A 12,106-nucleotide genomic window follows, 5' to 3' on the forward strand; every position below is an offset into this window, starting at 1 on the left:
AAATAAAGATGGTACAGGTGAGAGTGCACCAGCCGGTCAACAATGACGGCAGTATCAATCTCGAAGCATGGCTGGATCATGTGCTCAGCGTCGACATGGCGCTGGACAGGGAAGCCCTCAAGGTCGCCTGCGAGTTCGCCCAGGAGATCGAGAAAAAGGGCAACCCGGACAAGCATTCCTGGGCCGACGGCACCCCGAGTTTCCAGGCGGGCCTGGAAATCGCCGAGATCCTCGCCGACCTCAAGCTCGACCAGGATTCGCTGGTGGCGGCGATCATTTACCGTGGCGTGCGTGAAGGCAAGGTGACCCTGGCTGAAGTCGGCCAGCGTTTCGGCCCGGTCGTGGCCAAGCTGATCGACGGCGTGCTGCGCATGGCCGCCATCAGTGCCAGCCTCAGCCCGCGCCAGTCGCTGGTGCTCGGCTCGCAGGCGCAGGTCGAGAACCTGCGCAAGATGCTCGTGGCGATGGTCGATGACGTTCGCGTCGCCCTGATCAAGCTGGCCGAACGTACCTGCGCGATCCGCGCGCTGAAAAACGCCGACGAAGAAAAGCGTGATCGCGTCGCGCGCGAAGTATTTGATATCTATGCGCCGCTGGCGCACCGCCTGGGCATCGGCCACATCAAGTGGGAACTTGAAGACCTGTCGTTCCGCTACCTGGAGCCGGAGCAGTACAAGCAGATCGCCAAGTTGCTGCACGAGCGCCGGCTGGACCGCGAGCGCTTCATCAGCGAAGTGATGGGCCAGTTACAGAACGAACTGCTGGCCACCGGGGTCAAGGCCGACATCAGTGGCCGGGCCAAGCACATCTATTCGATCTGGCGCAAAATGCAGCGCAAGGGCCTGGAGTTCAGCCAGATCTACGACGTGCGTGCCGTGCGCGTGCTGGTGCCGGAGATGCGCGACTGCTACACCGCGCTGGGCATCGTGCACACCCTGTGGCGGCACATCCCCAAGGAATTCGACGACTACATCGCCAACCCCAAGGAAAACGGCTACCGCTCGCTGCACACAGCGGTGATCGGCCCCGAGGGCAAGGTGCTGGAAGTACAGATCCGTACCCACGCCATGCACGAAGAGGCCGAACTCGGCGTCTGTGCGCACTGGCGCTACAAGGGCACGGACGTCAAATCCGGTTCCAACCATTACGAAGAGAAAATCTCCTGGCTGCGTCAGGTGCTGGAATGGCACGAAGAGCTGGGCGATATCGGTGGCCTGGCCGAGCAGCTGCGCGTTGATATCGAGCCGGACCGGGTCTACGTGTTCACCCCTGATGGCCACGCCATCGACCTGCCCAAGGGCTCGACGCCGCTGGACTTCGCCTACCGGGTGCACACCGAGATCGGTCACAACTGCCGTGGCGCCAAGATCAATGGGCGTATCGTGCCGCTCAACTACAGCCTGCAGACCGGTGAGCAGGTCGAGATCATCACCAGCAAGCACGGCAACCCGAGCCGCGACTGGCTGAACTCGAACCTGGGCTATGTCACCACCTCGCGGGCGCGGGCGAAGATCGTCCACTGGTTCAAGTTGCAGGCGCGCGACCAGAACGTGGCGGCGGGCAAGACCTTGCTCGAGCGCGAGCTCAATCGCCTGGGCTTGCCGCAGGTCGATTTCGAGCGTCTGGCCGAGAAGGCCAACCTCAAGGCGGCCGAGGACATGTTCGCCTCGCTGGGTGCCGGCGACTTGCGCCTGGCGCACCTGGTGAACGCGGCGCAGCAACTGGTAGAGCCTGAGCGCAGCGACCATATCGAACTGGTGCCGCGCAAGGCCACTGGCTACAAGCCGGGCAAGCGTGGCGATATCCAGATCCAGGGGGTCGGCAACCTGCTGACGCAGATGGCTGGTTGCTGCCAGCCGCTGCCGGGCGATGCGATCGTCGGCTACATCACCCAGGGCCGTGGCGTGACCATCCACCGTCAGGACTGTGCCTCGGTGCTGCAACTGGCCGGGCGCGAGCCGGAGCGGATCATCCAGGTCAGCTGGGGCCCGGTGCCGGTACAGACCTACCCGGTGGACATCGTCATCCGTGCCTACGACCGGCCGGGGTTGCTGCGCGACGTTTCGCAGGTGCTGCTCAACGAGCGCATCAACGTGCTGGCGGTCAACACCCGTTCGAACAAGGAAGACAACACCGCAGTGATGTCGCTGACCATCGAGATCCCTGGCCTGGATGCCCTGGGGCGCCTGCTGGGGCGGATTTCGCAGTTGCCGAACATCATCGAGACGCGGCGTAACCGGACGCCTTGAGGGCGCTATCGCCGGCAACGCCGGCTCCCACAGAGTTGCAGAGTGCTACTGAATCTGTGGGAGCTGGCCTTGCCAGCGATGGGGCCAGCAATGCCAACAGAGAATCCAAGATGTACAACCTCGAAGACCTGCTCCACCTCATGGCCCGCCTGCGCGACCCGCAATACGGCTGCCCATGGGACCTCAAGCAGACCTACGCGAGCATCGTCCCGCATACCCTTGAAGAAGCCTACGAAGTGGCCGACGCCATCGAGCAGGGCGATTTCGAGCACTTGCAGGGCGAGCTGGGCGACCTGCTGTTCCAGGTGGTCTACTACAGCCAGCTGGCACTGGAAGAAGGCCGTTTCGAGTTTGCCGGGGTGATCGACAGCATCACCCGCAAGCTGATCCGTCGTCACCCCCATGTATTCCCCACCGGTGAGCTGTATGCGCCGCTGGACGCGCCGCGCCTGAGCGAAGAGCAGGTCAAGCAGCGCTGGGAAGAGATCAAGGCCCAGGAGCGCGCTGAAAAGAGCGTGCCTGAGCAACTGTCGCTGCTCGACGATGTGCCGGCCGCGTTGCCGGCCCTGTCGCGCGCGGCCAAGCTGCAAAAGCGCGCGGCCCAAGTCGGTTTCGACTGGCCCGATGCGTTGCCGGTGCTGGACAAGGTGCGCGAAGAGCTCGATGAAGTGCTCCAGGCCATGGCCGATAACGACCCGCAGGCCCTGGCCGACGAGGTCGGTGATCTGCTGTTTGCCACCGTCAACCTGGCCCGGCACCTCAAGCTCGACCCGGAAAACGCCCTGCGTGGCGCCAATGGCAAGTTCGAACGACGTTTCCGATTTATCGAACAGGCATTGCGCGATGTAGGTCGTCCGATTGAAGATTGCACCCTCGAAGACTTGGACGCGCTCTGGGGCGAAGCCAAACGTCAGGAAAAGAACCTGCCCAGCTGCGGCTGAGCTGTTGCATAAGTGAGTGAACACCAATGAGCCTTTCCCTTCGCGACCAGTTGCTCAAGGCCGGTCTGGTCAACCAGAAGCAGGTCAAGCAGGTCACCAAAGATCAAAAGAAACAAAAACGCCTGGAGCACAAAGGCCAGGTTGAAGTCGATGACACCCAGCAGCGCCTGGCCAAGGACGCGCAGGCCGAGAAGGCCAAGCGTGACCAGGAGCTGAACCGCCAGCAGCAGGAGAAGGCCGAGCAGAAGGCCCGTGCCGCCCAGGTCAAGCAATTGATCGAAGTGTCGCGCCTGCCCAAGCTGACCACCGAGGACTACTACAACTTCGTCGACGACAAGAAGGTCAAGCGTATCTCGGTCAACACCCTGGTGCGCAGCAAGCTGAGCAGCGGCTCGCTGGCGATTGTCGCCCATGGTGGCGGCTACGAGATCATCCCGCGTGAAGCGGCGGTGAAGATCCAGGAACGCGACCCGCAGCGCATCATCCTGCTCAACACCCAGGTGGACGAGCCGGATGCAGACGATCCGTATGCCGCGTATGTCATCCCTGATGACCTGATGTGGTAAACACGAAAAACCCCGCCTAGGCGGGGTTTTTTGTTACTGGGGCAGTGTTCAGTGCTGCTGGGCTTGCTGGCTCTCGAGGTACTCGAGCTCCATGCGGTAATTGTGGGCTTCATGCTCCTGGTGGAACATCCCGACCAGTTGGTCCTGTTGGTGCACATCCCAGATGCGTACGCCCGCGGCGAGGCCTTCATAGGACATTTTCGAATCGTCGCGCTCAGTTACTTTGACAGTCATCTGTTAACTCCAAATTCCAGTGAACTGCGGCACCGTGTCGCAGGACTCTTTTATAGAATTTGTTAGCTGGCTAAGTAAATGCTTGGCGCATGAAACATGTTTCATGGTTACAAGCATCGCGGGACGAGCCCGCTCCCACAGGGGGTGCACTACTGTCTCGGAGGGGCAGCCAATAAAAAGCCCCGCACTAGGCGGGGCTTGGGGTGTAGCGTCATGTCGGCTCAGTTGCCTTTGACCGACTTGCCGTCAACGGTACCGTCCTGCAGCACGATGACGTATTCCTTGCCATCGGTCTCGACCTGGCGCAATTGCACCAGCAGGTAGTCCCAGTCCTTGGCGAACCACAACTCGGTGATGCGCTTGTTCTGGCTCGGGTCACGGACACGCTCGACCTTGATGGCATTGACCGCGCCAGTCTTGGTGGTGACCTTCTCGGAACCCAGTACACGGAAGTCGTAGGTGTCGATCTCGTCACCGTCGACCACCTGGTAGGTCATGCTCTTCTTGCCAGCCGCGACATCGTGTTGCAGGGCCAGCTGATAAGACGACTTGTCCAGCACGCCAGCATTGAGCGGCAGGTTGACCGGGTCACCACGGTCGGTGCCGGTGATCTTCTTGCTGCTCCAGTCGAAGTCCAGGTCGACTTTCTTCGCTTTACCCAGGCCACCGCGTTCGAAGTGGTAGGTCTGCGGCAGCAGGGTGTCCTTCTCCTGGCGCAGGGTGCTTTGCTCGGTCAGGCTGGCGATCATCATCGACGCCTTGAAGTTCAGGCTCCAGGTGCCGTTGGCGTTCTTTGCCAGGCTGCGTTCAGCGGTGCCACTCATGGGCAGTTGCTTCCAGTCGGCGGTGTAGCTGGCCGAGAACGGCTTCAGGTCTGCTGCCTGCAGTGGCAACGCGATCACGGCAAGAGCAAAGAGCAGGGCGCGACGCATAAAATCTCCTAGGGTCGAATCAAGTGGCCGCTGGCCGCCAGGGGCTGACCATCCAGTAGAGCACCGTGCTCGCCAAGGCGCAAACGGCCTTCGGCAAACCAGCGCACTGCCAGCGGATAAATCTGATGTTCCTGTTGGTGAACCCGTTGTGCCAGGCGTTCCGGCGTGTCGTCCACTTCTACCGGGATGACTGCCTGTACGACCAGCGGGCCGCCATCGAGTTCCTCGGTTACGAAGTGCACGCTGCAGCCGTGCTCGCTATCGCCCGCTTCCAGCGCCCGTTGATGGGTGTGCAGGCCCTTGTACTTGGGTAGCAGGGAAGGGTGGATATTGAGCAGGCGGCCCTGATAGTGCCGCACGAAGCCGGCACTGAGGATACGCATGAAACCGGCCAGCACCACCAACTGCGGCTGGAAGCTGTCGATCAGCTCGACCAGCGCCGTGTCGAACGCTTCACGGCCGTCGAAGGCCTTGTGGTCGAGCACAGCGGTGTCGATGCCCGCAGCGCTGGCGCGTTGCAGGCCGTAGGCATCGGCGCGGTTGGCGATGACGGCGCGGATCCGCACCGGGGAATCCCCGGCACGGACGCTGTCGATCAGGGCTTGCAGGTTGCTGCCGGTGCCAGACAGCAGCACCACTACATCACAAGGCTTACTCGGCATCAGTGCGCCTTGAGGTTCTTCAGCTCGACCTGGGCAGCGCCTTCGGCAGCCACACCGATCTGGCCGATGACCCATGGCTGCTCGCCGGCGTCGGTCAGGGTTTTCAGGGTGATTTCAACCTGGTCCTGAGCGACGCAGATGACCATGCCCACGCCGCAGTTCAGCACGCGGTGCATTTCGTTCTCGTCGACGTTGCCTTGCGCTTGCAGCCAGTCGAACACCGCAGGGCGGTTCCAGCTTGCCACGTCAACCACGGCCTGGGCGCCTTTTGGCAGCACGCGCGGGATGTTGTCGAGCAGGCCGCCACCGGTGATGTGGGCCATGGCCTTGACGGCGCCGGTGTCCTTGATCAGCTTGAGCAGCGGCTTGACGTAGATGCGGGTCGGGGCCATCAGCAGTTCGGTCAGCGGCTTGCCGTCGAGCTGGATGGTTTCGATGTCGACACCGGACACTTCGATGATCTTGCGGATCAGCGAGTAGCCGTTGGAGTGCGGGCCGGACGATGGCAGGGCGATCAGCGCGTCACCGGTGGCCACTTTGGAGCCGTCGATGATCTCGGCTTTTTCCACCACGCCGACGCAGAAGCCGGCCAGATCGTAGTCTTCGCCTTCGTACATGCCAGGCATTTCAGCGGTTTCGCCGCCAACCAGCGAGCAGCCGGCCAGTTCGCAACCCGCGCCGATACCGGTCACCACGGTGGCCGCGATGTCGACGTTGAGCTTGCCGGTGGCGTAGTAGTCGAGGAAGAACAGTGGCTCGGCGCCGCAGACGATCAGGTCGTTGACGCACATGGCGACCAGGTCCTGGCCGATGCTGTCATGCTTGTTCAGGTTCAGTGCCAGACGCAGTTTGGTGCCGACGCCGTCGGTGCCGGAGACCAGGACCGGCTGCTTGTAGCCCGCCGGGATCTCGCAGAGGGCGCCAAAACCGCCCAGGCCGCCCATGACTTCCGGGCGCGCCGTGCGCTTGGCAACGCCTTTGATGCGTTCGACCAATGCTTCACCGGCGTCGATGTCTACACCGGCGTCCTTGTAGCTCAGGGAGGGTTGCTTGCTCATGATCCAGGCCTTTAGGGGGGAGGGATTCAGGGGAATCGACCGAGAACTGCAAGGCAAGGCGGAGGGAAATCCGGCTGCCTGACCGTCGGCGGTCTGCGAAGGCGCGCGATTTTATCAGGGTTACCCTTGAGCGGCCATCCTCAGGCCGACGGGCAGGGCCTGATTTGATGGAAAAACTGCGATTGCAGGCCTGCGGCTGGTTGCCGCGTCGTGGGCTGTATAAGGTATAGGGTATGAATTTCGCCGGCGCAGCTGAATGTTTTGCCGTCGGCGGTGGTCTGAACTTCACTTTTCACAGGCCATGCCTCTTCTTTTTATCTGGACGGGAATCCTCCATGCGTTTGCCTTCATACCTGGTCGTTGGCTGTCTTGCCCTGTTTGGCCTGGGTGCCCAGGCCGAAACCCTGCACAGCCTGTATCAAGTGCGCGAACCGGCCAGTGGGCAAAGCGCTGAAGCGCGCACTGAGGCCACCAACAAGGCGCTGGATACCTTGATCCTGCGCCTGACCGGCGACCCCAAGGCGTTGCAGAGCCCAGGCCTGGCGGCCTTGCGCAAAGACCCGCAGCAGATCATCAGCCAATACGGCTTTGAAGCAGGCCCGCCAGAAGTGCTGCTGGTCGAGTTCGACCCGGGCAGTACCGAGCGCGCCTTGCGCCAGGCCGGCCTGGCCCTGTGGGGCAGCAATCGGCCATCGCTGCTTGGCTGGTGGCTGAACGACAGCCCGGAAGGTTCCAGCCTGGTCGGCGATGGCCAAGGCAGCGCCGAGCCCCTGCGTCGCGCGGCGCAGCACCGTGGTTTGCCGTTGCGCCTGCCGCTGGGCGACTTGCAGGAGCAGTTGGTGGCCAACGCCAAGAACCTCGAAGGCACTGACCTGGCACCGCTGAAGGAGGCCTCTGAGCGTTATGGCGCCGATGCGATCCTGGCGGTGCATGCGACTGAGGCCGAGGGCAAGTGGCAAGGCACCTGGCGCCTGTGGTTGGGCGATCAGCGCGAGCAGGGGACGGTTGAGGGCGCGGACCAGGCGGCCCTGGCCGATGCGGTGATGTTGGCGGTGAACAACCGTCTGGCGCCGCGCTTTGCCACCAAGCCTGGGGCGAGCAGCGAGCAGCAGATCCAGGTCCAGGGCATGAACCTGGCGCGTTATGCCGAGCTGGGTCGCGTGTTGGAACCGTATGGCGGACGTCTGCAGCACGTGGACGGCGATACCCTGGTGTACAAGGTCTCTGGCAACAGCGATCAGTTGCGTGCCCAGTTGTCGTTGTCCAAATTGCAGGAGCTGCCGGCTGAGGCGCCTGTCGCGGCTCCTGTCGCGAGCCCTGCAAGCACTGCTCCGGCAACGCCAGAGGCGGCGCCGGTTGCTGCACCGCAGCCGTTCAACGGCCTGCGTTTTCGCTGGTAAGAGGAATTGTTGATGACCGATATGCGCCGCTGGATGTGGCTGGGCGTGGCGTTGCTGATCGGCGCGCTGCTGTATTTTTTGCACGGCATTCTTTCGCCGTTCCTGGTCGGCATTCTGCTGGCCTATCTGGCCGACCCGCTGGTGGATCGACTGGAGCGCCTGGGGTTGTCGCGCACCTGGGGCGTGGTGGTGGTGTTCAGCCTGTTCACCCTGGTGTTCATGGCGATGCTGCTGGTGTTGATTCCGATGCTGGCCAAGCAGTTGATCCGCCTGTATGAGCTGGCGCCGCAGATGCTCGACTGGCTGCAGCATGTGGCTTTGCCGTGGGTGCAGACACGCCTGGGGCTGGTGGATGGTTTCTGGAAGTTCGACAAGATCAAGTCGGCCATTGGCGAGCACATGGGCCAGACCACCGACATTGTCGGTTTCGTGCTGTCCCAGGCAACGGCGTCGGGCCTGGCGCTGATCGGCTGGTTGGCGAACCTGGTGCTGATTCCGGTGGTGGGCTTCTACCTGCTGCGTGACTGGGACCTGATGATGGCCAAGCTGCGCAGCCTATTGCCGCGCCAGCGTGAAGAGCAGGTGGTGGGGCTGGCCGGCGAGTGCCATGAAGTGCTTGGCGCCTTCGTGCGCGGGCAGTTGCTGGTGATGCTGGCGTTGGGCGTGATCTATGCCGCAGGCTTGAGCCTGGTGGGGCTGGAGCTGGGGCTGTTGATCGGCGTGCTGGCGGGGCTGGCGGCCATCGTGCCGTATATGGGCTTCATTATTGGTATTGGCGCGGCACTGGTGGCCGGGCTGTTCCAGTTTGGCGGCGACTTGTACCCGATGCTGGGGATCGTCGCGGTGTTCATGATCGGCCAGGCGCTGGAAGGCATGGTGCTGACGCCGATGCTGGTGGGCGACCGTATTGGCTTGCACCCGGTGGCGGTGATCTTCGCGATCCTCGCCGGGGGCGAGTTGTTCGGCTTCACCGGCGTGTTGCTGGCATTGCCGGTGGCGGCGGTGATCATGGTGCTGCTGCGGCATATGCATGACCTCTATAAAGAGTCGGATGCCTATGGGGGGCAGATTGATCCTGATCTGTAGGGCAGCGTGGGCCGGGCCCCGCGATACTTTTGGGGAACGTATGCAAGCCTTTGATTTTCCTAACGCATTGTGCGAGCGGCGCCACGGGTATAAACTTTGCAGACTTTTCACTAAAGGCCCCTTGCGGTTCTTCGGGACTGCCCAGCCAGCATGAAACCGATCCAGTTGCCCCTGGGTGTGCGTCTGCGTGATGACGCCACCTTCATCAACTACTATCCGGGTGCCAACGCCGCAGCATTGGGCTACGTCGAGCGTCTCTGCGAAGCCGACGCCGGCTGGACTGAAAGCCTGATCTACCTCTGGGGCAAACAAGGCGTCGGGCGTACCCACCTGCTTCAGGCCGCCTGCCTGCGCTTCGAGCAAATGGGCGAGCCTGCGGTGTACCTGCCCCTGGCGCAATTGCTCGACCGTGGCATCGAACTGCTGGACAACCTCGAGCAGTACGAGCTGGTGTGCCTTGACGACCTGCACGTGATTGCCGGCAAGCCCGAGTGGGAAGAGGCGATGTTCCACCTGTTCAACCGCCTGCGCGACAGCGGCCGTCGCCTGTTGCTTGCCGCCTCCAGCTCCCCGCGTGAACTGCCGATCAAGCTGGCCGACCTCAAGTCACGGCTGACCCTGGCACTGATCTTCCAGATGCGTGCACTGTCTGACGAAGACAAGCTGCGTGCCTTGCAACTGCGCGCTTCACGCCGTGGCCTGCACCTCACCGACGAAGTCGGGCATTTCATCCTTACCCGTGGCACGCGGAGCATGAGCGCCTTGTTCGACCTGCTCGAGCGCCTCGACCAGGCTTCCTTGCAGGCCCAGCGCAAGCTGACCATCCCGTTTTTGAAGGAAACTTTGGGCTGGTAGTGACGTGATAGAGGCGGGCTAGAGCCTCGGCACATAAAAGTCACATTTTTTTCGATTGAATTTGCAAATCGATGCGATAGAAGGCATAGTCTCGACTTCTTTAAATTCCAGACACGGTCGTGCCCATGCTAAATCGCTTCGCACCCCTCGTGCCCCTCGCACTCGTGACCCTGCTTTTTGGCTGCGCGGCCCATGGCCCTTCTTCGCAGCAGCAGGTTGCACAATCCATCACTGCCCAGGCTGCCGCCAAATCGTCCACCCAAGCATCGGTGTTCGAAGAAGAGCTGGCTACCGAGCAGGACCTGGAAGCCTTCTCCAGCAGCAAGCCTTACCAACTGCCAGCATTGGCCGACAACATCCTCGAACGTGGCATGGCCCTGATCGGTACCCGTTACCGTTTCGGTGGCACCTCCGAGGCGTCCGGCTTTGATTGCAGTGGTTTCATCGGCTACCTGTTCCGCGAAGAAGCCGGCATGAACCTGCCGCGCTCCACCCGCGAAATGATCAACGTGAAGGCCCCCCTGGTGGCTCGCAACAACCTCAAGCCGGGTGATCTGCTGTTCTTCAGCACCAATGGCCGCGGTCGCGTCAGCCACGCCGGCATCTACCTGGGTGATGACCAGTTCATCCACTCCAGCAGCCGCCGCAGCGGTGGTGTGCGTATCGACAGCCTGGGCGATCGCTACTGGAGCAAGACCTTCATCGAAGCCAAGCGCGCGCTGGCAATGGCACCGACCACACTCTCGCGCAACTGAGTCTTCCGGTTTTTCCGACGTACGGCGGCATAGCTTAAAAGCTTGCCGCCGTACGTGTTTACAGAAAGCGTCTAATCTAATTTCTCACTATTTCCGGACAAAGTACCGGGCGACTTCAGACAGGATGTTCTGACCATGTCGACGATGGCGCGCATTGCACTTCTTTCCCTGGCGGCACTGCTCGGTGCCTGCTCCAGTCATGCCCCGCGATCACCCCAGGTGGTCACGCCACGGGCCGTGGCGCCTCAAGCTGTTTACTCGCCTGCTGCGGACGACGTGCTGATCCAGGCCATCGGCCTGGTCGGGACGCCGTATCGCTGGGGCGGCAATACCCCGGATTCCGGTTTTGATTGCAGTGGGCTGATCGGTTACGTGTACCGTGACTCGGCCGGCATTGCCTTGCCGCGTACCACCCGGGAAATGATCGTGATGCGCGCGCCGGACATCGGCCGCGATGCCTTGCAGTCGGGCGACCTGGTGTTCTTCGCCACCAATGGCGGCGGGCAGGTGAGCCATGCCGGCATCTATGTCGGTGAAGGGCGCTTTGTGCATGCGCCGTCCAGCGGTGGAACGGTGCGCCTGGACTACCTGTCCAACAGCTATTGGCAGAAAGCCTACCTGAACGCCAAGCGCGTGCTGCAGCCGGGACAGGCCGCCCACCTGGCGCGCAACCCCTGATCTGCGCGAGGTACAGCGATGACTGGCCGTACGCTTTACCTCGATGACTCCCTTTATGACTACCTACAACGGGTCTCCCTGCGAGAGACGCCGTTGCTGGCGCGTTTGCGCGAGGAAACCCAGGCCTTGCCCGAGGCGCGCTGGCAGGTGGCGCCGGAGCAGGGGCAGTTGCTCGCCTGGCTGGTGAGCCTGATCGGGGCGCGGCGGGTGATCGAAGTGGGCACCTTTACCGGTTACAGCGCGCTGTGCATGGCCCAGGCAATGCCTGAGGGGCGATTGACCTGTTGCGACCTGGCAGGCGATTACCACGCCATTGCGCGGCGCTATTGGCAGGAGGCGGGTGTGGAGCAGCGGATCGAGCTGCGTCTGGGGCCTGCGCTGGAGACCCTAGCGACGCTGGAGGCGGGGGTGTTTGACCTGGTCTTCATCGATGCTGACAAGGCCAATTATCCGTTGTACCTGGAGCAGGCATTGGTGTTGCTGCGCCAAGGTGGCGTGCTGGTGTTCGACAATACCTTGTGGAGTGGCCGGGTGTTGCAGGCGGCACCGGACAGCGCGGATACGCGAGCGATTCAGCAGCTCAATGCAGCGCTTGGGGTGGATGAGCGGGTGGCGCTGTCGATGCTGCCGCTGGGGGATGGCATGACGCTGTGCCACAAGCGCTGAATTTGGCCCCTGTGGGAGCCGGCC

General features: G+C 62.4%; 13 protein-coding genes. 9 read left to right on the plus strand and 4 right to left on the minus strand.

Annotated elements, in window-relative coordinates:
• Window positions 1-8 precede the first annotated feature (8 nt).
• The 3 genes from relA to M5G11_RS13870 all read left to right on the plus strand — a co-directional run bounded on the left by relA (window position 9) and on the right by M5G11_RS13870 (window position 3,756).
• Window positions 9-2,249 (plus strand): GTP diphosphokinase, encoded by a 2,241-nt coding sequence (gene relA, locus M5G11_RS13860; protein WP_273911002.1) that lies wholly within the window; start codon window positions 9-11, stop codon window positions 2,247-2,249.
• A 110-nt stretch (window positions 2,250-2,359) separates the two neighbouring features.
• Window positions 2,360-3,190, plus strand: coding sequence for a nucleoside triphosphate pyrophosphohydrolase (mazG, locus tag M5G11_RS13865; RefSeq protein ID WP_273911003.1), 831 nt, complete (start codon window positions 2,360-2,362; stop codon window positions 3,188-3,190).
• Between the two features lie 26 nt (window positions 3,191-3,216).
• Window positions 3,217-3,756, plus strand: a complete 540-nt coding sequence (locus M5G11_RS13870; protein ID WP_273911004.1) for a DUF2058 domain-containing protein — start codon at window positions 3,217-3,219, stop codon at window positions 3,754-3,756.
• Between the two features lie 48 nt (window positions 3,757-3,804).
• Here M5G11_RS13870 and M5G11_RS13875 read toward each other — a convergent pair whose 3' ends face one another.
• The 4 genes from M5G11_RS13875 to purM all read right to left on the minus strand — a co-directional run bounded on the left by M5G11_RS13875 (window position 3,805) and on the right by purM (window position 6,642).
• Window positions 3,805-3,990 carry a hypothetical protein gene (locus tag M5G11_RS13875; RefSeq protein WP_273911005.1) on the minus strand — a complete coding sequence of 62 codons (186 nt, stop codon included), beginning with the start codon at window positions 3,988-3,990 and terminating at the stop codon, window positions 3,805-3,807.
• 221 nt (window positions 3,991-4,211) lie between these two features.
• Window positions 4,212-4,922 (minus strand): DUF3108 domain-containing protein, encoded by a 711-nt coding sequence (locus tag M5G11_RS13880; RefSeq protein WP_273911006.1) that lies wholly within the window; start codon window positions 4,920-4,922, stop codon window positions 4,212-4,214.
• Between the two features lie 8 nt (window positions 4,923-4,930).
• Entirely contained in the window at window positions 4,931-5,584 is a 654-nt protein-coding gene (gene purN / locus M5G11_RS13885; RefSeq protein WP_273911007.1) for a phosphoribosylglycinamide formyltransferase, read from the minus strand.
• Window positions 5,584-6,642, minus strand: coding sequence for a phosphoribosylformylglycinamidine cyclo-ligase (purM, locus tag M5G11_RS13890; protein WP_273911008.1), 1,059 nt, complete (start codon window positions 6,640-6,642; stop codon window positions 5,584-5,586). Before purM ends, purN begins: the two co-directional genes overlap by 1 nt.
• A gap of 335 nt (window positions 6,643-6,977) precedes the next feature.
• Between purM and M5G11_RS13895 the strand changes: the two genes are divergently transcribed.
• From M5G11_RS13895 to M5G11_RS13920, 6 genes are all read left to right on the plus strand, one after another.
• Window positions 6,978-8,042, plus strand: a complete 1,065-nt coding sequence (locus M5G11_RS13895) for a DUF2066 domain-containing protein (RefSeq protein WP_273911009.1) — start codon at window positions 6,978-6,980, stop codon at window positions 8,040-8,042.
• Window positions 8,043-8,054: 12 nt separating this feature from the next.
• Entirely contained in the window at window positions 8,055-9,128 is a 1,074-nt protein-coding gene (locus M5G11_RS13900; protein WP_273911010.1) for an AI-2E family transporter, read from the plus strand.
• Window positions 9,129-9,278: 150 nt separating this feature from the next.
• Window positions 9,279-9,983 carry a DnaA regulatory inactivator Hda gene (hda, locus tag M5G11_RS13905; RefSeq protein WP_273892411.1) on the plus strand — a complete coding sequence of 235 codons (705 nt, stop codon included), beginning with the start codon at window positions 9,279-9,281 and terminating at the stop codon, window positions 9,981-9,983.
• A gap of 125 nt (window positions 9,984-10,108) precedes the next feature.
• Window positions 10,109-10,738, plus strand: a complete 630-nt coding sequence (locus M5G11_RS13910) for a C40 family peptidase (protein ID WP_273911011.1) — start codon at window positions 10,109-10,111, stop codon at window positions 10,736-10,738.
• A 135-nt stretch (window positions 10,739-10,873) separates the two neighbouring features.
• A complete protein-coding gene (locus tag M5G11_RS13915) occupies window positions 10,874-11,416 on the plus strand; it encodes a C40 family peptidase (protein ID WP_273911012.1) in 543 nt (180 codons plus the stop codon).
• Between the two features lie 18 nt (window positions 11,417-11,434).
• Window positions 11,435-12,082, plus strand: coding sequence for an O-methyltransferase (locus M5G11_RS13920; RefSeq protein ID WP_273911013.1), 648 nt, complete (start codon window positions 11,435-11,437; stop codon window positions 12,080-12,082).
• Window positions 12,083-12,106: the final 24 nt, after the last annotated feature.

This window comes from Pseudomonas fontis (genome assembly GCF_028656955.1).
Classification (GTDB): domain Bacteria; phylum Pseudomonadota; class Gammaproteobacteria; order Pseudomonadales; family Pseudomonadaceae; genus Aquipseudomonas; species Aquipseudomonas fontis.

Bases quoted from the DNA above. Each gene is read 5' to 3' on its own strand.
- M5G11_RS13880 (WP_273911006.1), bottom strand. From the start codon at position 4,922: ATGCGTCGCGCCCTGCTCTTTGCTCTTGCCGTGATCGCGTTGCCACTG.
- M5G11_RS13900 (WP_273911010.1), top strand. From the start codon at position 8,055: ATGACCGATATGCGCCGCTGGATGTGGCTGGGCGTGGCGTTGCTGATC.
- purM (WP_273911008.1), bottom strand. From the start codon at position 6,642: ATGAGCAAGCAACCCTCCCTGAGCTACAAGGACGCCGGTGTAGACATC.
- M5G11_RS13875 (WP_273911005.1), bottom strand. From the start codon at position 3,990: ATGACTGTCAAAGTAACTGAGCGCGACGATTCGAAAATGTCCTATGAA.
- M5G11_RS13895 (WP_273911009.1), top strand. From the start codon at position 6,978: ATGCGTTTGCCTTCATACCTGGTCGTTGGCTGTCTTGCCCTGTTTGGC.
- mazG (WP_273911003.1), top strand. From the start codon at position 2,360: ATGTACAACCTCGAAGACCTGCTCCACCTCATGGCCCGCCTGCGCGAC.
- M5G11_RS13870 (WP_273911004.1), top strand. From the start codon at position 3,217: ATGAGCCTTTCCCTTCGCGACCAGTTGCTCAAGGCCGGTCTGGTCAAC.
- relA (WP_273911002.1), top strand. From the start codon at position 9: ATGGTACAGGTGAGAGTGCACCAGCCGGTCAACAATGACGGCAGTATC.
- M5G11_RS13920 (WP_273911013.1), top strand. From the start codon at position 11,435: ATGACTGGCCGTACGCTTTACCTCGATGACTCCCTTTATGACTACCTA.
- M5G11_RS13915 (WP_273911012.1), top strand. From the start codon at position 10,874: ATGTCGACGATGGCGCGCATTGCACTTCTTTCCCTGGCGGCACTGCTC.
- hda (WP_273892411.1), top strand. From the start codon at position 9,279: ATGAAACCGATCCAGTTGCCCCTGGGTGTGCGTCTGCGTGATGACGCC.
- M5G11_RS13910 (WP_273911011.1), top strand. From the start codon at position 10,109: ATGCTAAATCGCTTCGCACCCCTCGTGCCCCTCGCACTCGTGACCCTG.
- purN (WP_273911007.1), bottom strand. From the start codon at position 5,584: ATGCCGAGTAAGCCTTGTGATGTAGTGGTGCTGCTGTCTGGCACCGGC.